Below are 21,273 nucleotides of genomic sequence, written 5' to 3'. Positions count from 1 at the left end.
TGTGTACGAATTATACTTTTATATTAAAGAGCAGTGTTATGCTAGCAAATATGAATTATTTAAGATTTAATATATTATTTACGTAGAATGTAGTAAACCCCTGTAACTAAAAAGGGCATCACGATTAACAGTACTGTAGATGCAATAGTTGAACTGGAAGAAAAATATGTAATTGCAACACTTAATGGGGTGATTCCATCTCTCATACTGCTTGAATATAAAAATGGAATGCTGTCTTTTTTAGATGTCTTAAACAGTTTACCTAAAAGGTAGCCGTAGCCAAAAACCTGCTGTAAGTAAAACAATGACTAACATTCCAAGCAGCAGAATTATGCTGAATTCATCGTTCATTACATTTGATACCATGTGGGCTATTGCAATTATATTATGATTAAGCTCACAAAAGAGGAAATTAAAGTAATTATATTTTTAGTGGGGATATATTTATCCTCTTCTACTCTTAAAAATAGCGCAATAACTGCTGGAGCAAATATGGACAAAGCAAGAAGTTTAAATATTGACACTGCAAGTTCCGGGGATGCAATACTCATAAAATAAAGGATTATGGGATAAATTAATATAATTAACATCATGGAAAACAGTGCTGTAGTTACAGAAATAGTACTATCTCCGTTTGAAAGTTCTGCCCATAATGCAGTGACGACGGGTGAAGGAGCAAAACATAAAAGAATTGTTCCAACGTAAATATCCTGTGACGGCAGAATAAAATAGCTAAATAAAATCCCAATAACAGGATATAATGCAAGATTAGATAGAATAAGTACTAAAACTTTTTGGGATGATTTATTATTCTTGTGAAATCAGCTACTTTGTGTTCAAAACCTGGAGAAGACTAAAACGGCAAGTAAAATCGATACATATGGGGATAAGACAGAAAATTGGGGGAATATGAAGCCTAAAATTACACATAATACTGTGAGCAGTCCATAATATTTCCTTATGTTTCCGTGGAGCGATTGTCCTATGTTTCCATTAGTTCTGGTTATTGAAATTTTTAACCCGAATCTATAAATGTTATACCACTTTTATTTTATTTTTTATTCTTAAATTTAACTATTTGCATTTAAAATGGCACTTAATGAGAACTATGGATTGTAACTAGGCAAGTAAAATAGTTAAACTACTTAAAATTAGAAATACTTAAAAATAGTAGTAATACATTTGCAGTATAATTAACATAATATTTTGTTTCTTTTGGGATTTTAAATGTATTGTATTCATATTAGTAAATTTAGTAAATTTGAATAATATGAATATACAAAATAGTACTAGAATAAAAATTGTAAAATTTTTAAATGCTCAGATAAATGATGATTTAATTTATGAGGAAATGAAAAGGTGAATACATTGGCAGATAGACTCGTTAAAGTGTTGTTAATAGAAGATAACGACGCGGATGCAAGATTTATAAGCGAGATGTTTAAGGATATAAAAACAACAAAATATGAAGTATCATGGGCTAAAAGACTTGATGAAGGGCTTAAACTTTTAGACGATGATTTATTTAATGTTCTACTTTTAGACCTTAGTTTACCTGATAGTATAGGTCTTGAAACATTTGAAAGAGCACATGAATATGAACCTGAATTACCAATTGTTATTTTAAGTGGTTTAGATGATGAAGAGGTTGCAGTTAGGGCTGTAAGGGAAGGCGCACAGGATTACCTGATGAAAGGGGAAGTCAGTGCTAGATTACTTTCGAGAGCTATTAGTTATGCAATTGAACGCCATAATGCTGAAAAAGAACTGATAGAAAGCCGAAATGACCTTATAAGTTTAATTAATAACTACACAACAGAATTAAAGGAAAGGGGCGTTAAAGAAGCAGAAGATATGCATAAAAGCTTAGAAACAAAAATTGCAAATTTTGAAGAATTGAAAAGTTCAAATATTGATGTAAAAGTAGCTAAAGATGGAGCTGGTAATATACAACTTTTCAATGAGAGAGTTCCCAAAAGTTTATGGTTACAGGTTGCTGGAGACTTTAAAACCCCTGAAAAAAAGTTATCTGTGGATGAAAAGAATATTAAACTTGAATCCGCTGAGGCAAATGACCTTGAAAATCTGGTGGAATTTATTAAGGAATTAGGAGAAAGGGGATATTTTGCAGAAGAACACTACGTCGTGGATCTTGGAATGGGTTCAAGTTTCCAATAGATAAACTTTTATTAAAATAAAATTTGTTTTCATTATTTTTTATTTCATATAAGAAAATTTAGATGACATGCCGGCTAGGATAGTCCATTGTCTTGTCATGTACTCTTTTTCAGATGATATGTTGTAGTTATACGTATCTATTAAAGATTTAACACTGAAATTATTAGTTTTATATACAGATTTAACAGCTTCTGCTGCAGCATATCCGCTGGCTAATGCACTTGATATTCCTTCTCCAATAGGATTAAGAAAACTTGCTGCTTCTCCTGCAAATAAAATTCTGCCCTTCCCTAAATTAACTGGACATCCCGACGTAACAGTAGGCATTATTCCAACTTCTTCTTTAACACGTGATTCTATTTTGGCATTGAACTGCGAATTAAGAAATGAAAGAAATCTTGAATGGTACATTTTCATTAATGCTGGTTCTTTGACACCTACCCCTAAAATTAAAAGATCATCTTTAACATTGAACCACGCATCATACTGGGAAAGTTGAGGATCCAAAAACGCATGAAAGAAGTCATGGTCTAAATCAATAGTACCTCTGCAAAAGGTTTGATAGGTGAAAACATAGTTTTTTGGCTTTTTAAATAAATCCTTTTTAATATTACTGTCTGCCCCATCACATGCCACAACAATTCTGGCTTTTTCTTCATATATTTCGCCATCATGAAGTTTTACTGATACATAATCCTGTTTTTCTGCACAAGCAATAGCTGAAGTTGATTGTCTAAGTTCAGCACCTGCATTTTGAGCTTTTAAAGCAAGCCATTCGTCAAATAGGCTCCTCCATACATTTAAACCGTCGCTTTTAAACTTGAATGTTTGGCCCTTTTCGTTGGTAATGACAATGCCTTTACTTATATTGGGTTTACATAAAACTGAATCTGGTATTTTTCCGAATTCGTTTTCTATCACATTAATGGATTTTTTAATCAGGATACCCGAACATGATTTTTCTCGGGGGATACTCATTCTTTCAACCAGCAGAACATCATAACCTGCATCAGCCAACCTTTTTGCTGTTATACAACCAGCAGGGCCTGCACCTATTACCATTACGTCATACATTTAAATTTATTCCTCCTAAAAGTAAAAATAGGTATATAATCCTTAAAAGTTTCATGTTTGGATTGATTATATCCTTAAAAATGTCAGGGTAATTCTTTATTAAATAAGCGTTGGATTCTGGTATTCACATGGAACTGCTGTCTGACATTTACCGCACCCATATCTTGGTTTATTTAACTTAAGTGTCTTATCAAGGAACTTAGAACAAGATTCAGCATTTTTACCCTTTTCATTGATAGCTAGGGGAGGGCACCGGTCAATACATTCCCCACATTTGGTACAGTACTCATCTATTTCTTGATATGGCCTGGAATTGGGTTCAAATTCAAGGTCTGTGATGACACTACCAAAACGACCTGCCGACCCTAAATTGGTAATTAGAGAATAATTCAAGCTAAAAGTTCCAAGGCCTGCAATAAAAGCAACATGACGTTCTGACCAGTTACTTACATGATTAGCAACTGTAAGACGTTCTTCTAAAGCTGGAGCAACTGCTTTTCCTCCAGCAGTTTCAATTAGTCTCACAATTAGTCTCCGTAATGCATTGTTAAATATTTCACCTTCACAACGCCCATAAAGCCATTCTTTAGATGGCAGACCTTTTGATCTGTTAGAACTGCGTACATGTTCTGTAAATGGCAAAAAATATGAAATTATAGATTTTGCTCCAGATAACCATTCATCAGGTGTTAAATGATCTGGTCCAATTACATTAGGTTCTTTTAATTTTTCCCAAAGTGGATCAGACGCGCTCGCCACGCCAATCAGCGGTTGATCCCATATCTGCATCATATCAAGTTCTTCAACAAAATTTTGCGGGTTATTTTGGATAAACTCTGCCATATTCTTTTTAATAGTGTCTAATAACATCTGATCTACCTGCTAAAGATTTAATACCAACATCTTACTTTTTCAATGCTTTCTATAAATTTCAAATTAAGTTCTTAAACTTTTTGGAAATCTTAAGAGTATTGATTTATTGTCGTTCATGTGCATGTGTGGCAATCTCTCTTTGAATTTTTATAGGTTATCTGGTTAAAATAAATTACATTTTGAAGTATAATCCACTATACTTAATTGATATTATAATTTAACATAAAACATGAATTGTACACATGATCAGGGACATGAGCGTTTATAAATTCAGTTAAAAAGAATTAAAAGAGTGAAATTAGTTTTTAATTATAAAAGATATGTTTCAGTAGTTTATTCTACTGTTACACATTTAGCCAGATTTTTAGGCTTATCTGGGTCTATACCCTTCATGACGCTGATGTAATATGATAAAAGTTGTAGAGGAATGACATATGGTATAGCTGAAAATATTTCATTAATCTCATCGTCAAATTCAATCATATCCCTGGTTTCTGACCTTAAATCTTCGTCTTTTGATGATCCAAGACCAATAACACGAGCACCTCTTGCATTTACTTCTTCAACATTACTTAATGTTTTATCATGGCTTTTACCTGGAGGTACTATTGCAACAACAGGAATGCCATCATCAATAAGTGCGAGTGGGCCATGTTTTAATTCACCTGACGCATAACCCTCTGCGTGAATATAAGTTATCTCTTTAAGTTTTAAAGCACCTTCTAAAGCTGTTGGATATGAAAATCCTCGTCCAATAAAGAAGAAATCTCTAGCATCTTTATATTTGCATGCTATTTTCTTAATGAAGTCTTCATTTTCAAGTATTGATTCCATATAATCTGGAATACTTTCTAACTTTTCTAAAAGTTCCATCCGCCCGCTCATGCAGATTGCAAGAAGATAGATGGATGTGAGCTGACTTATATATGTTTTAGTTGCTGCTACACCTATTTCAGGGCCTGCCCTTGTGTATACAACATATTCTGCTTCTCTGGTTACTGTACTTCCGACCACATTTACAATGGCAAGTGTTTTGGCTTTGTGATTAACAAGTCTTAAAGCTTTAAGAGTATCTGCAGTTTCTCCAGATTGTGTTATAACAATTACAAGTGTATTTTCATCCAGCGTTTCTGCAGAATATTCGAATTCAGAAGCTAAGGTAACATCTGTTGAAATTCCAACCAAATTTTCGAATAGATATTTACCAATTAAAGATGCATGGTATGATGTTCCGCAAGCTACAAAACATATTCTATTAAATTTAGGGAAACTCTGGACAATTTTTTTAATTTCAGATGCTTCACGAAGGGTATTTTTAACTGCTTTTGGTTGTTCGTGAATTTCTTTCAACATGAAGTGATCGTAACCACCTTTTTCAGCCATATCAGGGGTCCAATCAATGACGAAAATTTCTTTTTCAATTACTTTGCCTTCAGGATCTTTTATTGTGATCCCCTCATCACTTAAAATAACCATTTCGTTATCTTCAAGATAAATAATTTTATTTGTATGTTTTAATATGGCAGGGACGTCTGATGCTATAAAATATTCACCTGTGCCCTTTCCTACTATAAGGGGACTCTCTTTTCTTGCACCTACAACTTTATTTGGTTCATCACGGGATATAGCTGCCAGAGCATATGAACCTTTAAGATCTCCAATTGCAAGTCTTGTTGCATCCTCTAAATTGTTTCCCTGTTCCATATATTTTTCTATAAGGTGGGGTATAACTTCAGTGTCGGTTTCGGACTTAAATATATGTCCTTCTTTTTCTAACTGGCTTTTTAATTCTTTATAATTTTCAATTATTCCGTTATGGACTACAGCTATTCTGTTTTTACAGTCAGTATGTGGATGGGCATTTTCTTTTGTAGGTAATCCATGGGTGGCCCACCTGACGTGAGCTATCCCCATTTCTCCAGGAAGGTCGGTTAAGTTTAGATTTGCCTGGACATCATCGATTTTTCCCTTGTCTTTTTTAATAGTTATATCGCTTCCAGATGTTGCAATGCCTATAGAATCATAGCCTCTATATTCAAGCCTTTTTACACATTCTAAAAGTACAGGCGCAGCCTTTTCATTGTTTAATATACATCCTATTATCCCGCACATAAATTTCACCAAAAGGTGTCATATGAGTATTAATTATATTCTATTTTATTATTAATTGTCTTTCATCAATTTTTATAATTTTAAAATTATAATAACTTTATTATAATTCCTATCTCATATAAATGAGTAACATTCTTTTATTTTTTAAGTTTTGCATCAATTTTATAATCCTAAAATTACAACATATTACAACATCACTAATTGGAATTTATATCTATATAAATATTTGATACTAAATATAAGAAATGGAGTTTAACATGACTATCGAAATTGGAACCCTAATATATCAAGGTAAAGCCAAAGGCGTATATGAAACTGATGACCCTCAGAAAGTTGTTGTAGAATTTAGAGATGATATAACAGCTGGAAATGGGGCTAAAAAAGATAATTTAAGTGAAAAAGGATTCTGGAATTCAATAATTTCTGCAAAACTTTTTGAAATACTTGAAGAGGCTGGAATCAGAACCCAGTATGTAGAACTTATAAAACCAGGACTTATGTTATCAAAAAAACTTGAAATGATCCCTCTGGAAGTGATCACACGAAATATAGCAGCTGGAAGTCTTTTAAAAAGATATCCTTTTGAACCTAAACAGACTTTTGAGCCTCCAATAATACAGATAGACTATAAAAGCGATGAATATGGAGACCCAATGTTAAATGATGACATTGCAATTGCACTTGGCCTTATAGATGAATATAGACTTAAAATTATTAAAGAGACCACTTTAAGAATAAATAGAGTGTTAAAAGATTTCTTAGAGTCTAAAGGAATTTTATTCCCTGATTTTAAAATTGAGTTTGGTTATGATGCAGATGGAAATATAGTTTTAGGAGATGAAATAAGTCCGGACACATGTAGATTCTGGGATATGGAAACATGTGATACTCTTGATAAAGATTTATTTAGACAAGGCGAGTCTGGTGTTCTAGACGCTTATAAAAAAGTTGCATCCATGATACTTGATGATGAAGATAAAGAAAAATGGAATATCGAATTATAGAATTAAGCTGAATATGGACTTTAAGTAAAATTTTCATAATAAAGTTAATAAGGATAAAGTGTAATCTATGAATGAATAAACTTATTACTTTTAATTTTATTTTATTGGTGATGATATGAAGTACGATGCTGAAGTTAAAATAAGCCTTAAAAAAGGCATGTTAAATCCTGAAGCTTCAACAACACAGAGAGCTCTTGCTCTTTTAGGATATGAAGTTGAAGGAACTGTAACTATTAAAATAATTAAATTTACACTCGAAGAAGAAAATGAAAAACTTGCAATGGAAGAAGTGGACGATATGTGCCAGAGACTTCTCTGTAATCCTGTAATTCATGATTACGAAATTAATATAACTCCAAGTGATGCATAATATTGGAATAGGTATTTATAAAAATAATATAAAGAGGAAAACAATGAAAGTAGGAATTATACGCTTTCCAGGTTCAAACTGTGATAGAGATGTATTTCACGCTCTAAAAATTGCAGGAGGAGAACCTGATTACGTTTGGTGGAATCAAAAAGACTTATCTGATTTTGATGCAATTGTAATTCCTGGCGGCTTTTCTTATGGAGATTACCTGAGGGCTGGAGCAATAGCCTCAATAACTCCTGTTATAGAAGGTATAAAAGAAATAGTTAAAGAAGAAAAACCCGTCCTTGGAATTTGTAATGGAGCTCAAATACTGGCAGAAGTCGGTCTGGTACCCGGCGTATTCACAAACAATGATAATGCTAAATTCATCTGCAAGCAGGTGGAATTAAAAGTTGCATCGACCCGAACTCCTTTTACAAGCATGTATGAAAAGAATGAAATAATTAACATGCCAATGGCACACGCTGAAGGCCGATATTACAATGAAGAAATTGAAAAACTTCACGATCAGGATCAAATCGTGCTGAAATTTGAAGGAGAAAACCCAAATGGGTCTATGGAAGCTATAACGGGAGTCTGTGATGAAACAGGGCTTATATGTGCTGTGATGCCTCATCCAGAAAGAGCATCAGAAACGATTTTAGGTTCTTCAGATGGCCTTAAATTCTTTAAGGGAATAGTTAATTTTAAATCATAGGATAATCCATAGAATTATCCATTATTAATTCTTTTATAATTTAAACGGTGAACACATGGTAGTTTATTTAGTAGGTGCGGGTCCAGGAGATCCCGAACTTATCACTCTCAAAGCTGTAAACGTGTTAAAAAAAGCGGATGCTGTGCTGTACGACAAACTTGCAAACGAAGAAATTTTAAAATATGCAGAAGGCGCAAAACTGATATATGTAGGAAAACAAGCAGGACATCATTATAAGTCTCAAGATGAAATCAACAAACTCCTTGTTGAAGAAGCAAAAGAAAATGATGTAGTTGTACGTCTTAAAGGTGGAGATCCTTTCGTATTTGGAAGAGGGGGCGAGGAAATTCTGGCCCTTGTAGAAGAAGGAATTGATTTTGAGTTAGTTCCAGGTGTAACTTCTGCTATCGGAGTTCCCACAACAATTGGACTTCCAGTTACCCACAGGGGTGTTGCAACATCGTTTACAATCGTTACAGGCCACGAAGACCCAACTAAATGTAAAAAACAGGTAGGATGGGACTTTAAAGCCGATACAATTGTAATACTTATGGGTATTGGAAATTTAGCTGAAAATACAGCAGAAATTATGAAATATAAAGATCCTCAAACTCCAGTTTGTGTAATTGAAAATGGTACGATGGAAAATCAAAGGATAATAACCGGCACACTGGAAAACATAGCTGAAAAAAATATTAAACCACCTGCTTTAGTGGTTATTGGAAATGTTGTTGATGTATTTAAAGAGATGAATCAAATCAGTGACTGATCTATTAAGAAGGCAATATCATGAAGGGATTAGAAGGTAAAAAAATTGTTATAACAAGACCTGCTGAAAGGGCTAAAGACTCAGTTGAAATGGTAAAATCTTATGGAGCAGTTCCAATTGTAACTCCTACAATTGAACTCAAAGATTCCAAGCCAGAAGAAGTGATAAAATTATGTAATATGATAAATGAACTTGACTGGCTTATATTCACGTCTCCAAGGGCTATAAAATCATTTTTTAAACATTGCAGTCTTGAAGGTGCTCGAAATTTAAAGATCGCAACTATAGGCCCTAAAACTGAAGAGGTTTTAAACCAGTACAATGTAAAAGCCGATCTTATCCCTGATAATTATACTGCAGAAGGACTTCTGGAAGCATTTGAAAAATTTGACGTTAAAGGCATGAAAATGGGGCTTCCAAGAACCATGGTTGCAAGATACACACTTCCAGATGGGCTTGAGGACATAGGGGCGCAGGTTTTCCTTGCAGACGCATATAAGTCAGAGATGCCTGATGATAAATCAAAGATTTATGAGCTTATAGATGACATATTGAATAAAGATATAGATGTTGTAATGTTTACAAGCCCTTTAACAGTTAAAAATCTTATTAAAATTGCTAAAGAGGAAGATAAGGCAGAAATTTTAGATATATTCCGGAATAATGAAGTTTTAGTTGCAGCAATTGGCCCTATAACCAAAAAGGTGCTGGATGCGTATAAAATTAATCCCATAATGCCTGAAGTGTACACATTTAAAAATATGCTGGATAAACTGGTAGATGTGATGAATGATAAACCAAGTGAGGGAAACTGATGAGAACAATAATATGGCCGGCTTATATTGATTCTGAAAGGACAAAAAAAGATGGAAGACGTATTTCTAAGGAAGATGCAATATCTGCTCCAAAAATAAGGGAAATTAACAAAGCTGCACAAAAACTCCATCTTAACCCTGAAGTTGAAAAATATAAATCTTATTCTAGATCATGGTGGGAATCATCTGGTAGAGTGATTGTAGATAAAAGCAACACTAAAAAAGAAACACTGATTAAAATAAGTAACATGATAAAGGGAATGCGGTCCTAATTAATATTTTAATGAAGTTAAAACATATAATTTCATAATTTAAATTTAGTTGATAATTTTTAATTTCATTTATAATTCCTTTTATTTTCATAGTGAATGACATGTGAAAATTCATAGAATTTTCACGGTTACGGAACGAAGTTCCGTAAACATAACTTTTTAAACTTATAAATTTTCACGGTTACGGAACGAAGTTCCGTAAACATAACTTTTTAAACTTATAAATTATTAGATATTCAAAAATTGTAACTAAAGAAAATGCAAAGCTGACAAACACGTTGTGTTTGTGCATTCAAAATACCCAAAAATCGTAGATTTTTGGGACTGTCAAACGCGGAACGTTTGAGCATGTAAAAAATCTACGATTTTTTACGGTTGCAAATTTTCAATTTGCAAACATTGGAAATCAAAGCCTACAAAAATCTTTGATTTTTGTGGCGTCAAATCAAAGATTTGACAGATTTCCAAAGGTTAGAAAATACAAGGTATTTTCTAAAATTCTATGAATTTTGAAAGATTTTGAGGATTTGCAAACATCAAAAATATTTGGTCATCCACTATAAATCACATCATTAATAAATCTACTAAATTAAATTTTCACTGGAGCTAAAAAGGAAATGGAAATCAATAAACAGGATCAAATGAACCTCGCTTTTTTGAAGGCTCATGAAATGGTCCAGAATGCTGAAGATATTAAGATATACAGCCACATCGACTGCGATGGAATAACCGCAGGTGCAATATTATCTTCAATGCTGGATAATCTAGAGAAAGACCATGAAGTAGAATTTGTAACTCTTGATAAATTAGACAGCCTTGAACTTGAGAATGAACTTACCATATTTTCGGATTTGGGCTCTGGACAAAATGTAGACAAATTAGGAAATGGTTCATCTAATATACTTATTTTAGACCACCACCCTCCTTTAAGACCAATGGTTTTTGACAACCATGTTTCGGGCAATTTCCTGGAATTAAACTGCCATTACTATGGTATAGATGGATCACATGATGTTTCAGGAGGTGGAATGTCCTACTTACTTGCACACACATTTGGATTTGATGATCTAAGCTGGTTAGGAGTCTTAAGTGCAGTAGGAGATATGCAAAACAGCATGTCTGGAAAATTAGTGGGCTTAAATAAGGAAATTCTTGCAGCAAGTGTTCAAAATAAACTTATAGCTACAAATAATGATCTTTCTATCTATGGAAGACAGACAAGGCCAATATTTGTGGCGCTTTCATATTTTGGGGATGTTAAACTCCCTATAACAAATAGTAGGACTGAATGTATTCATATGTTGAATAAGCTTGATATTCCAACTAAAAATGGTAAAAGAGCAAGAGTTTTATGTGATTTAACTCAGGAAGAAAAGGGCAAAATATTTTCAGAGTTAGTCCGGATGTTAAGCAAGGAAGTACCTCAAAGGTACATAAAGCACGTTCCAAAACTTGTTGCTGGAGAGTCTTATGACTTTTTAGGGGAACGAAAGTATTCTCCACTTCGGGATGCCAGTGAATTTTCAACTGCGGTTAATGCTTGCAGCCGCCATAAACATCCAGAAATTGCACTCAATGTCCTGAAAGGCGATAGGGGTCTTGCACTGGACGAGATGGATCAGCTTGCGCTTGAGCACAGGAGGTATCTTGCTCAAAAAATGGAATGGGTAACGGAAGAAGACAGGATTATTTCTTTAGAAAACCTGCAGTATTTTGAGGGCAGCGAAATAAAAAGTGAAGTAATTGGAACTGTTGCTGGAATGATTTTAAGCTATGGTGACTGGAGAAAACCAATAATCGGATTTACTCCTGTTGGGGAAGATTCTGAAGGAATAAAAGTATCACTGCGTTGTTCACGGCTTTTAGCTTATGATGGAATACATTTTGGAAATATAATAAGGAAAGTGGCAGCTAAAGTCGGCGGAAACGGCGGCGGACACTCTGTTGCATGCGGGGCGTATATTCCTGAAGAAAATGTGGATAAATTCCTTAATGTATTTGATGAATATTTAACCGGTAAAATTTAGTTTCAATTTAATATTTTTTTTCTTTAAAATTGGTAAGGTGTATCATTTTTAATTTTTCATAATTTAATTTAATAAAAAATCTTGCCAGCACCTTAAATGCTGTAAAAAATATAAATGAATCCTATAATTTACGAAATGCACCATTGGCAGGATAAAATAAGATAAATTTCTTTGATACTGATAGAAATATTAAAATACTTTTTTTCGTATAAATATTACTATGAATAAAGCATTCCCTAAACTTGAAAAATTATTTTTAAATTATATCAATGAGATGGGAGAAACTTCAGGTGGTTTTATTAGCATTGTTAATTCAGGTACCATTGAAGAGGGTAATCCAAAGATAATCGGGCAAACTGCAGAAAGCATCAGATATTCTGGAGGTTAGGCTTGAAGATATAGAATTTCAACCATATGAATATGAAAAAGGTAAAACAAGGTCTCGATTAAAAGAAGCCCTAAACACGCTTCGTGAAATGGGAAAAGAAATGGAAAACATGACAACTCTAGAATCAAAAGAATATCACTGGTATATAATAGCCCTAACTATGGATATCATCTCCAGCCTGTTCAATCACATTGAAATTTATTTAACGGAACATTCTCGTTAATTTGTGTTAGGTTAAGTAAAAAATTATTCAGGTTAATTGTTAAAGGTGATTAAAATGTATAAAAAAATATTGTTGCCCACAGATGGTTCACAACCCGCCCTTAAAGCTGCAGAACAGGCTATATGGATTGCAGGTAAGAGTAATGCAGAACTTTTAGCATTATATGTAATTGATAATTCTTTATTTATGGGATTACCAACTGAAAAAGCAATAACAAGGGTTAAAGAAATGCTTGAAGATGAAGGAAGAAAATCCTTTGATGTTATCATTGATATGTCATTAAAATGTAAAGAAGAACTTAATACTGAAATAAAATTAGTTTTTATGACCAAGGAAGGCCGTCCCGCCCGTACAATTCGTAAGACCATTGAAGAGGAAGGAATTGATCTTGTTGTTATGGGGACTGCTGGAAAACATGGTATGGACAGATTTTTACTTGGAAGCGTTGCAGAAAAAGTAGTAAGAACTGCATCATGTCCTGTATTGGTAGTACGGTAAAATTAATCATATTTAAGAAATAATGGAAATACTATACTGTAGACTATTTTATATGATGTAGACTTTAACTTATTAAATTTTAATAATAATTTAGCAATAATGCTTATTTATAAACAATACATTAACGTTTGGTTATTCATGACAAACACAAGGCCCTATTTAATAAATTAGTTATATGATAATATCTTATATTCTACTTAAGAATATTTTCATGATAGATTTTAATAAGTTAGTCTTTACTATTTCAGTTCAATTTAAATCTTTAAATTACTAAATTGGTGAATAAATGAAAGTTTTCAAGAAAAAAGGAGAACTCACAAGGTTTCAGATTCTTGCAGAGATAGCCAAGCAGCAGCCCCACCTGAGGCAAAAGGACATAGCTGAAAAACTTGGAATAACTATTCAAGCAGTCTCTGAAAATATTAAAAGCTTAACTGATGACGGTTTTGTAGAAATAAGGGAAGGAACTGCAAGGTACCATATTACAAAAAGAGGAATTGAAAAGCTTAAAAAAGAAGCTGTTGACCTTAGAAAGTATGCTGATGAAGTTGTAGAAACAATGAATACTTATAAGTCAATATGGCCTGCAATAGCAAAAGAAGAACTTAAATCTGGCCAGAATGTTTGGCTTAAAATGGAAAATGGAGTTTTATATGCCACAAATGAAAAAACATCGGCATCAGCAGAAGTGCTTAATGATGCAGTTTCAGGAGAAGATGTAGCTTTAAGCAGATTAAATGGTACAATAGAGCTTAAATCTGGTAATGTAACCATAATAAAACTTCCTACAATAAATCATGGGGGATCAAGGGCAGTTAATACCCATAAAATACAGGAAATATATAAAAAAGGATTTGATAGGGTGGGCATAATGGGAACCATCTCAAGGGCCGTGACAGATAAATTAAAAATTTCTCCAGATTTTGAATTTGCAACCCCTTATGCCACTGTGGCTGCAGCAAAAAGAGGTTTAAACGTGCTGGTTTTTGCTGTTGGTAACATGACTAAAAGTATAACAAAAAAAATGGATGAGGAAGGTATTCAATACACTATAGAAGATTTTAAGGAATGATCTGTGTCACAGGGGTCTGCTTTATCTTCTTGATTATTTACTATTTTTTAAGCCATGTTCAATCAATAATATAATATAAAAATTTAATATTAATTATAATATGGTTTTAATAATGTATTGGGTCCTGTTTTATGTTATCTTCAGAGTACTGATTATAGTGCTTATTTTGATTATTATATTTAGAAAACTGATTTAAATTATTGTATAAGATTTTATAAAAATTTTAATCCATTATAATTAAGTTTTGCAACTACTGCATTTTCAATACTTGTATCTGGACTTTTAGAAATTGCAAAAGCTGTATTTCCCAACATAGCCATGGAAGCACCTATTGTTTCTTCTTCCAATATATCTACAGCTTCACAAACTTCACTGCTCATGAGCATGGTCTTTTCAGCGAATTTCCTTGATAATTTCATTAAATTTTCAGGTCTCGGATTACTCGTAAGTTTAAATAGCAGGTCTCGCCCTGTTGAGTTAATCCTTTCTTTATGGACGGGATCTTCGATGATGTCTCCTGTATTTATTTCCCCAAAACATTTTGAAATAACATAAAGGTCTTCAGACTGATTTAAGAGTAATTTATCTGTTACTCCAATCCCAGGTGCGCCTTCTTTGAGCCTTAAAACAAGCCCTCCAGATAGAGCCCCTATAACATCACCTAAACCACTTTTCATTTCCACCTCTGCAAGATGGGCAATTTGTGCGGCTTTATTAAATGTTAATGGCAAATCAAGAATCTTTGAAATTCCTAGGGATGTTCCAAGAGCAAATGATGCTGAAGTCCCAAATCCTGCACCGATAGGTACATCTACATCATGAGTGATTACTATTTTTTTATTGTCTAAATTATAATCTCTTTTAATGATCTCTATGGTTTTTTCAGTTATTGTAGCATTTCGCGCATCAGTTTTTCCATTAATTTTTATTTGTACTCCATTTCCATCAATTATTTTTGTCTTTGTTACAACTCCTTTATCCATAACAACTCCCGCACCGCGGGATCCTTTTTTAAGGGGATTATCATTATCTAGTATCTCAAAAAACCCTGTAATGTGAGATGGAACAAATATTGAACAATTCATATTAACACCCTATTAATTTAAAGATAAAAACGACTTAATCGGAATTTTAAAGTTATTTAACAATTTTTTAAGTAATGAAACCAGCAAATTTAAAATTTCATTTAAGCACATTATCAAAATATTGAAGTTGATCGTGATTATCAATTTAACATTTTTTTTATAAATCAATAATATCTAAATTTCCATTTTATCACTATATTTTAATAGGCTGTTTGACAATAAAAAGATAAGGAAAATTTCAATATTAATTATCTAAAAACAATTATAATTCAAATTCAAATATCAGTTGGGAGGGAATCATATAAATAAAAGAATAGACCTTCACATGCACAGTATATTCAGCGACGGGGAACTTTTACCGTCTGAAATTGCAAGGAGAGCACAGGTATTAAATCATGAAGCAATTGCAATAACTGATCACGTTGATGCGTCTAACATTGATTGTGTTAGGCAGATAAGAGATGTAATATTAGATATAAGAGAAAACTGGAATATAGAAGTCATTCCGGGGGCTGAAATAACCCATGCTCCGGCTGAAATTATAGGCAAACTCGCAAACAAGGCCAAAAAATTAGGGGCAGAAATAATAGTCGTCCACGGGGAAACCCTGATGGAGCCTGTAGTGGAAGGAACCAACTGGGCTGCAGTAAACTGTCCTGATGTGGATATACTGGCACACCCTGGACTAATAACTCAGGAAGAAGCTCAAACTGCTAAAGATAACAACATTGCGCTTGAAATAAGTGCAAGAAGGGGCCATTCACTTTCAAATGGGCATGTAGCTAAAGTGGCCATGGAAGTCGGTGCAAATCTGGTTGTGGATACAGATACCCACGCGCCTGAAGATATTATTTCCTATGAAACTGCTTATAATATAGCTAAGGGTGCAGGATTACCTGAAAAAGAGATCTTACGAGCATTAAGAGACAACCCTCTGGAAATTTTAAGGAATAAGGGTATAGTTGAGTGATTTTTATTCTTTACTTTTTCTAAAGTATACTTAACTATAAATAAACCTAAACTCTTCATTTACATTTTTCTATCAATTTATTGGTCACAATACCGTCCACACCCATTTCAACGAACTTTTCAAATATCTCTGGATCGTCAATGGTCCATGGATAAACTGATATGCCCTTATTTTGGGCTTGTTTTACCATATCTTCATTCATATATCTGTAACTTGGAAAAATAATATTAGCACATGCATTTGACACCATCTGATTCACATCTACAGGCTGACAGGTAAATATAATCCCTGCATCTACAGAAGGGTCCGTTTTTCTTGCATTTTTAATGCTTTTATGGTAAAAAGAGGTCAGTATGACATTTTCTAAATTATTTTCATCTATCTTTTCAAGGATTTTAACTTCGGTCCCAGGCTCTTTAATCTCAATTACAAGCCCTATCCTGTCTTTTACGCAGGTTATTATTTCATCTAAGGTTGGAACTGTTTCTCCATTTCCTGCAAAAATTTCATTTTTGCGGCTCCAAAACTTAGAGTTTTGATAGCCTGCGTCGAAGTTTTTAAGTTCCTGAACCGTATAATCTTTTACAAGCCCCTTTCCATCTGTCGTACGGTTGATATCTGGATCGTGCATTACAACAAGCTTGTTATCTTTACTCACCCGCACGTCAACTTCAACAAAATCAGCACCCATCTTTACGGCCCTTTCAACGGCTCTTATGGTGTTTTCGGGCTCTAAAAAGGACGCACCTCTGTGGGCTATGACCTGCATTTAACACACCTGCATTAAAATTAATTTAAATCAAAATAACAAAAAGAAAAAGAATTAATATTCTTCTTCGCACCCGCACCCGCAAATGTCTTCATCTTCTTCCATTTCTATGTTGTCTAGTATATAGTTAATTTTAGCTATAAGGTTAGAGGCTATTACTCTAAATGGGCCGTTGTCTTCAATTAACCCTAAAGTTAAACTGTCTATTTTTAAAGTTTCAATATCTATTTCTGTAATTTCAATGTCGTTACTTGCTTTATATAAAATGTCGTGTACTCGTTCATTTATTTCTAATACCACTAATTGATCTAAACTGGTTATAGTAAATACATTTTCAACTTCCATTAAAATCGTCTCCTATTTCTTAAAATGTTTTATCGCATGATAATATCAGTTTTTGAGGTTATATATTTTTCTAAATTTTATTTTTTAACTTTAAACTGGATATTTTACCAGGTTCAAAAGTATTTAAACCCCTGGTTAAAATCAACTTATAATTACTTAAGTATGTGGGTTAACTTTATTTGATGGTTGAATTGGATATCCTCCTGTGTTCGAAGGTATTTAAACCCCAGTTAAAATCAACTTAAAATTACTCAAAAAATTATATGGATTAACTTTATTTTTCATATATGTTAATAGAACCTTTTATTTTGCAGCAATCATTTTCAGCAGATTTTTAGTTACATCTCCTTTCTATGATGCCAATGACTTTACCTTTGCAGTCAAGTACTGGAAGTTTTTGAGATTTATGGTTTAATTGATATAATAAATCCTTTTCATTCCTTTAATCATGCACTGCCTAAACATTTACAAAAATATAATAATTATGTTGTTAATAATAACTATAAAAGGGAAAAAGGGGGGTGTAATTATAGATGACAGGCTTACAGGTATCATATATATTATAGTTGCTGTTTTAATAGTAGTGGTAAGGGTTGCAGTTCCAAATTTCTTTGATTATCTGGTAATGATAATAGCGGCCATATTACTTGTACTGGGAATCTACTTGCTCTTATTTAAACGCCGTTAATCAGATATGGTATTATTATTATTATTCAAAATTACATTGTATTTAGGTTATAATGTTAAATTAAACATTAACATGTTTATTTAGCATTTCCTTTAATTACATCGTATTCAAGTATCAGATTTAACATATATGGTGTTAAATTAAATATTGAAAATGTTTATTTAGCATTTCCTTTAATTACATCATATTCCAGTATTAGATCTTCACCTAAACCATAACTCTTTTTAAGCTTTAATTTAACTGCATCTTTCATTTTATCAATACCGTTACCATCGACAAGAGTTTTGGCTTTGGATCCACCAGCAATCATTGGAGCTACACATACCCTGACTTCATCAACAAGTCCATTTTCAAGCATTGAATAGTTCAGCGTTGATCCTCCTTCAAGCATCAAGGTCTTTATTTCTATTTTTGAAAGTTCCTTCATTAAAGATTTAAGATCAACCCTATCTTTACCGCATTTTAAAACAGTTGCTTTTTTTTCTAGAGCTTCGATCTTTTCAGGGTCTGCACTTTCTGTTGTTGCTATTATTGTAGGCGCTTCATTGTTTAAAATACGAAAATTCAGGGGAGTACGGGCTTTGCTGTCAACAACTATTCTTACAGGGCTGTCTTCAGGATCAGCTTCAATTTTATGCACTGTAAGTCTTGGATCATCTGCAAGAAGTGTGTTTATTCCCACCATTATTGCATCCATGTCTTTCCGCAGCTTATGAACTCTTATTAAATCTTCTTTGCCTGAAATTTCAGAACTTCCTGTTCTGGTTGCAATTTTGCCGTCTAAGGTCATTGCAGCGTTTAATATTATATGAGGTTTCATTTTATCACGTTTACGAATCATTTAAGCTTTAAATTCTTTTTGAACATAAAATTAAAAAAATAATGTGGATGGTTAGTAGCCGCCAAATATCTGTTGGATATTTTGTACCATGGAACTTATAGTATTTAAAACTGAATTTATGCTATTTAAAATGTCTTGAATAGGATCTAACGTGTTCTGGACATCTTGGGCTGTCTGGTTAACTGTATCAGAAGCGTTATTAATTGCTTCTTGTGTTGTGTTTGTAATATTATCTAATGAAGGTATGGATGATGCTGCACTTACCGATTGAAGACCAAATCCTACTATTATAATGATTACTGCCATTATACTAACGATTTTCATATTCATTCCCCCATCTCTATTTTTTATTTAAAATTTAAGAGTATTTTAAACATCATTATATTTAACATATTAACCTGATTGATTTAAAATCGTATCAAATGTAAATGATTTAAAGAAAGATATGTTATAATATTTTACTTTTAAAATTTAGAACTTTCAGTTTATAAACTAAGTTAAAAAACAGCTGCAATTAATTTAATCGTTTATGTTTATTAAATGTGCATGAATTATACTTATTAATTATTCAGGAACACATGAAAATATTACATTGCACAACATGCAAACATGTTATGTGCTGTGTAAAATCTTCGATTTTACAATCTCCATGACATGAACATTAGTTTACACATGGATTATTTCGTAAATTACCCTTTCTGGTCGTTTAAAAAATGGCCGTCCATAATTTTGTCCACTACACATTCATAATATTCTTTAAATTCATAGATAGCAGATTCGATGTATTCTGGAGTTAGTTCGTGAAAATAGTCAAGTTTTAGCAGTACGATAATTTCTTTAGGATTACTGAAAAGTTCATCTATAAATGCTTCTTCTTTATATGCTTTTAATTTCATGTTAATTTCGTCTATATGGTCGAACAGCCACCCATCATCCAGAAATGAGAATATATTATGTCCTGTAATTCCTATCTGTTTTAACATGAATCATCACTTAAACAATTGATCCTTAAGGTTGTATTAAGCTATTAGAAATTAGCATGTATATTCTCTTTAGTAATATAAATGATTTTCTATTTAGTTTTTATCTGTGAAATTATAATTATCAAAAGGCAGTATGGGAAAATTAATTTCCAAATTTCTCAAATTAGACATTAATTGGGATTAGAATGTAATTTTTAGGGGTATATATGTCATTATGTGCTTTGATATTCATTTTCACTCCAAATAATGTGGTGATAACAATAAATTAATAAAAAAGTTTAAAATAACTTGAATCAAAACTAAATACGTGGATTTTGACTAATTAAATGGAGACGAAAAATGAGTGAAGATAGATACAAAAAAGGGTTAGAAATGCTTAAAATGATGCATCCCAAGTCTTATGGAGAATTAGCAGATAATTTGGAGGATATCGCTCCTGATCTAGCGCGTTTTGTTGCTGAATTTCCTTATGCGGATGTTTATACCCGTCCTGGTTTGGATCTAAAAACAAGGGAACTTGTAACAATTGCAAGTCTTACTACCTTGGGACATGCCCAAACAGAACTCAAGAGCCATATCATAGGGGCCTTAAATGTTGGTTGTACCCGTGAAGAGATCGTGGAAGTATTGATCCAGATGGCCGTCTATGCGGGCTTTCCAACAGCTTTAAATGCAGTATATACAGCTAAAGAAGTATTTGAAGAGCTGGAAAATGAAGAATAATTATAATTATTTTTCTTTTAAATTTTGGCCATAATTAAAAATTTTATTAATCATATGAATTTGTTAAAATTGAATTTTGATGCTTATCTGGATTATATTGTGAAATAAGGTTTTTTTTATCTCCTATTTTAGTAGATGATTTGAAACTTTGGCCTGGATGAAATGTATAAATATCATCTTTAATAGTAATAATATATGTAATATAATTATGAATAAAGAAGGGTGATAGTATGCATGTTGTAGGCGATTTAGTTGGAAAAGAAGTTGTTGATAGTTCTGGAGATAGAGTTGGAGAAGTTAAAGACGTAGAAATAGTCAGAGGAAAACAACAGGTTAAATCATTAGTAATTAAAGAAGGTGGAGCCGCTACAAAAATAGGCATAGGTGAAAAGAAAGTTATACCATGCAACCAGGTCGATACTATCGGTGAAAAAGTAATGCTTAAGTAAATGTGTTGAACTCTAAAAATCATTTATATTTTTTTTTAAAATTAA

Annotated in this window: 26 protein-coding genes; 16 read left to right on the top strand and 10 right to left on the bottom strand. The window is 32.7% G+C overall.

The window, feature by feature from the left end; translation table 11 throughout:
- Positions 1-74 precede the first annotated feature (74 nt).
- Entirely contained in the window at positions 75-305 is a 231-nt protein-coding gene (locus AAGU07_RS12350) for a hypothetical protein (protein WP_342459419.1), read from the bottom strand.
- 82 nt (positions 306-387) lie between these two features.
- Between AAGU07_RS12350 and AAGU07_RS12345 the strand changes: the two genes are divergently transcribed.
- Together AAGU07_RS12345 and AAGU07_RS12340 are read left to right on the top strand one after the other, a co-directional pair.
- On the top strand, positions 388-558 hold the full coding sequence (locus AAGU07_RS12345; protein WP_342459418.1) for a hypothetical protein: 171 nt from the start codon (positions 388-390) through the stop codon (positions 556-558).
- A gap of 810 nt (positions 559-1,368) precedes the next feature.
- The gene (locus AAGU07_RS12340; protein WP_342459417.1) at positions 1,369-2,178 is read left to right on the top strand and encodes a response regulator; all 810 of its coding nucleotides are present in this window, start codon (positions 1,369-1,371) and stop codon (positions 2,176-2,178) included.
- A gap of 39 nt (positions 2,179-2,217) precedes the next feature.
- On the opposite strand, the gene AAGU07_RS12335 is transcribed toward AAGU07_RS12340, so the two are convergent.
- From AAGU07_RS12335 to glmS, 3 genes are all read right to left on the bottom strand, one after another.
- Positions 2,218-3,252, bottom strand: coding sequence for an NAD(P)/FAD-dependent oxidoreductase (locus tag AAGU07_RS12335; RefSeq protein ID WP_342459416.1), 1,035 nt, complete (start codon positions 3,250-3,252; stop codon positions 2,218-2,220).
- Positions 3,253-3,351: 99 nt separating this feature from the next.
- On the bottom strand, positions 3,352-4,122 hold the full coding sequence (locus tag AAGU07_RS12330; RefSeq protein ID WP_342459415.1) for an epoxyqueuosine reductase: 771 nt from the start codon (positions 4,120-4,122) through the stop codon (positions 3,352-3,354).
- A gap of 336 nt (positions 4,123-4,458) precedes the next feature.
- Positions 4,459-6,237: a glutamine--fructose-6-phosphate transaminase (isomerizing) gene (gene glmS, locus AAGU07_RS12325; protein WP_342459414.1), complete on the bottom strand. Its 1,779-nt coding sequence runs from the start codon at positions 6,235-6,237 to the stop codon at positions 4,459-4,461.
- 257 nt (positions 6,238-6,494) lie between these two features.
- Between glmS and purC the strand changes: the two genes are divergently transcribed.
- The 10 genes from purC to AAGU07_RS12275 all read left to right on the top strand — a co-directional run bounded on the left by purC (position 6,495) and on the right by AAGU07_RS12275 (position 14,375).
- The gene (gene purC, locus AAGU07_RS12320) at positions 6,495-7,241 is read left to right on the top strand and encodes a phosphoribosylaminoimidazolesuccinocarboxamide synthase (protein ID WP_342459413.1); all 747 of its coding nucleotides are present in this window, start codon (positions 6,495-6,497) and stop codon (positions 7,239-7,241) included.
- 115 nt (positions 7,242-7,356) lie between these two features.
- Positions 7,357-7,611, top strand: coding sequence for a phosphoribosylformylglycinamidine synthase subunit PurS (gene purS / locus AAGU07_RS12315; RefSeq protein ID WP_342459412.1), 255 nt, complete (start codon positions 7,357-7,359; stop codon positions 7,609-7,611).
- 43 nt (positions 7,612-7,654) lie between these two features.
- On the top strand, positions 7,655-8,311 hold the full coding sequence (gene purQ, locus AAGU07_RS12310) for a phosphoribosylformylglycinamidine synthase subunit PurQ (protein ID WP_342459411.1): 657 nt from the start codon (positions 7,655-7,657) through the stop codon (positions 8,309-8,311).
- A gap of 55 nt (positions 8,312-8,366) precedes the next feature.
- Entirely contained in the window at positions 8,367-9,080 is a 714-nt protein-coding gene (cobA, locus tag AAGU07_RS12305; protein ID WP_342459410.1) for a uroporphyrinogen-III C-methyltransferase, read from the top strand.
- A 20-nt stretch (positions 9,081-9,100) separates the two neighbouring features.
- Entirely contained in the window at positions 9,101-9,895 is a 795-nt protein-coding gene (locus AAGU07_RS12300; RefSeq protein WP_342459409.1) for a uroporphyrinogen-III synthase, read from the top strand.
- Positions 9,895-10,167 carry a signal recognition particle protein Srp19 gene (locus AAGU07_RS12295; RefSeq protein ID WP_342459408.1) on the top strand — a complete coding sequence of 91 codons (273 nt, stop codon included), beginning with the start codon at positions 9,895-9,897 and terminating at the stop codon, positions 10,165-10,167. Before AAGU07_RS12300 ends, AAGU07_RS12295 begins: the two co-directional genes overlap by 1 nt.
- A gap of 617 nt (positions 10,168-10,784) precedes the next feature.
- Entirely contained in the window at positions 10,785-12,194 is a 1,410-nt protein-coding gene (recJ, locus tag AAGU07_RS12290; RefSeq protein ID WP_342459407.1) for a single-stranded-DNA-specific exonuclease RecJ, read from the top strand.
- A gap of 220 nt (positions 12,195-12,414) precedes the next feature.
- Positions 12,415-12,582: a hypothetical protein gene (locus AAGU07_RS12285; RefSeq protein ID WP_342459406.1), complete on the top strand. Its 168-nt coding sequence runs from the start codon at positions 12,415-12,417 to the stop codon at positions 12,580-12,582.
- Between the two features lie 277 nt (positions 12,583-12,859).
- Positions 12,860-13,303, top strand: coding sequence for a universal stress protein (locus tag AAGU07_RS12280; RefSeq protein WP_342459405.1), 444 nt, complete (start codon positions 12,860-12,862; stop codon positions 13,301-13,303).
- A gap of 286 nt (positions 13,304-13,589) precedes the next feature.
- On the top strand, positions 13,590-14,375 hold the full coding sequence (locus AAGU07_RS12275; protein ID WP_342459404.1) for a winged helix-turn-helix transcriptional regulator: 786 nt from the start codon (positions 13,590-13,592) through the stop codon (positions 14,373-14,375).
- A gap of 212 nt (positions 14,376-14,587) precedes the next feature.
- On the opposite strand, the gene AAGU07_RS12270 is transcribed toward AAGU07_RS12275, so the two are convergent.
- On the bottom strand, positions 14,588-15,460 hold the full coding sequence (locus tag AAGU07_RS12270) for a pantoate kinase (RefSeq protein WP_342459403.1): 873 nt from the start codon (positions 15,458-15,460) through the stop codon (positions 14,588-14,590).
- Positions 15,461-15,761: 301 nt separating this feature from the next.
- On the opposite strand from AAGU07_RS12270, the gene AAGU07_RS12265 reads away from it, so the two are divergent.
- Positions 15,762-16,430, top strand: coding sequence for a histidinol phosphate phosphatase domain-containing protein (locus tag AAGU07_RS12265; RefSeq protein WP_342459844.1), 669 nt, complete (start codon positions 15,762-15,764; stop codon positions 16,428-16,430).
- 55 nt (positions 16,431-16,485) lie between these two features.
- On the opposite strand, the gene AAGU07_RS12260 is transcribed toward AAGU07_RS12265, so the two are convergent.
- Positions 16,486-17,199, bottom strand: a complete 714-nt coding sequence (locus AAGU07_RS12260; protein ID WP_342459402.1) for a glycerophosphodiester phosphodiesterase family protein — start codon at positions 17,197-17,199, stop codon at positions 16,486-16,488.
- A 54-nt stretch (positions 17,200-17,253) separates the two neighbouring features.
- Positions 17,254-17,544: a hypothetical protein gene (locus tag AAGU07_RS12255; RefSeq protein WP_342459401.1), complete on the bottom strand. Its 291-nt coding sequence runs from the start codon at positions 17,542-17,544 to the stop codon at positions 17,254-17,256.
- 484 nt (positions 17,545-18,028) lie between these two features.
- On the opposite strand from AAGU07_RS12255, the gene AAGU07_RS12250 reads away from it, so the two are divergent.
- Complete coding sequence (locus AAGU07_RS12250) at positions 18,029-18,232, top strand: hypothetical protein (protein WP_342459400.1); 204 nt, start codon at positions 18,029-18,031, stop codon at positions 18,230-18,232.
- A gap of 157 nt (positions 18,233-18,389) precedes the next feature.
- On the opposite strand, the gene AAGU07_RS12245 is transcribed toward AAGU07_RS12250, so the two are convergent.
- From AAGU07_RS12245 to AAGU07_RS12235, 3 genes are all read right to left on the bottom strand, one after another.
- Entirely contained in the window at positions 18,390-19,052 is a 663-nt protein-coding gene (locus AAGU07_RS12245) for a 2,5-diamino-6-(ribosylamino)-4(3H)-pyrimidinone 5'-phosphate reductase (protein WP_342459399.1), read from the bottom strand.
- A gap of 72 nt (positions 19,053-19,124) precedes the next feature.
- Complete coding sequence (locus tag AAGU07_RS12240) at positions 19,125-19,397, bottom strand: hypothetical protein (RefSeq protein WP_342459398.1); 273 nt, start codon at positions 19,395-19,397, stop codon at positions 19,125-19,127.
- Between the two features lie 365 nt (positions 19,398-19,762).
- Positions 19,763-20,056 (bottom strand): hypothetical protein, encoded by a 294-nt coding sequence (locus AAGU07_RS12235; RefSeq protein ID WP_048082372.1) that lies wholly within the window; start codon positions 20,054-20,056, stop codon positions 19,763-19,765.
- A gap of 339 nt (positions 20,057-20,395) precedes the next feature.
- On the opposite strand from AAGU07_RS12235, the gene AAGU07_RS12230 reads away from it, so the two are divergent.
- Entirely contained in the window at positions 20,396-20,779 is a 384-nt protein-coding gene (locus tag AAGU07_RS12230; protein WP_342459397.1) for a carboxymuconolactone decarboxylase family protein, read from the top strand.
- 230 nt (positions 20,780-21,009) lie between these two features.
- Positions 21,010-21,228, top strand: a complete 219-nt coding sequence (locus AAGU07_RS12225; protein ID WP_342459396.1) for a PRC-barrel domain-containing protein — start codon at positions 21,010-21,012, stop codon at positions 21,226-21,228.
- Positions 21,229-21,273 lie beyond the last annotated feature (45 nt).

The organism is Methanobacterium sp., assembly GCF_038562635.1.
GTDB lineage: Archaea > Methanobacteriota > Methanobacteria > Methanobacteriales > Methanobacteriaceae > Methanobacterium_D.
This window is presented reverse-complemented; position numbering and strand designations above follow the sequence as displayed.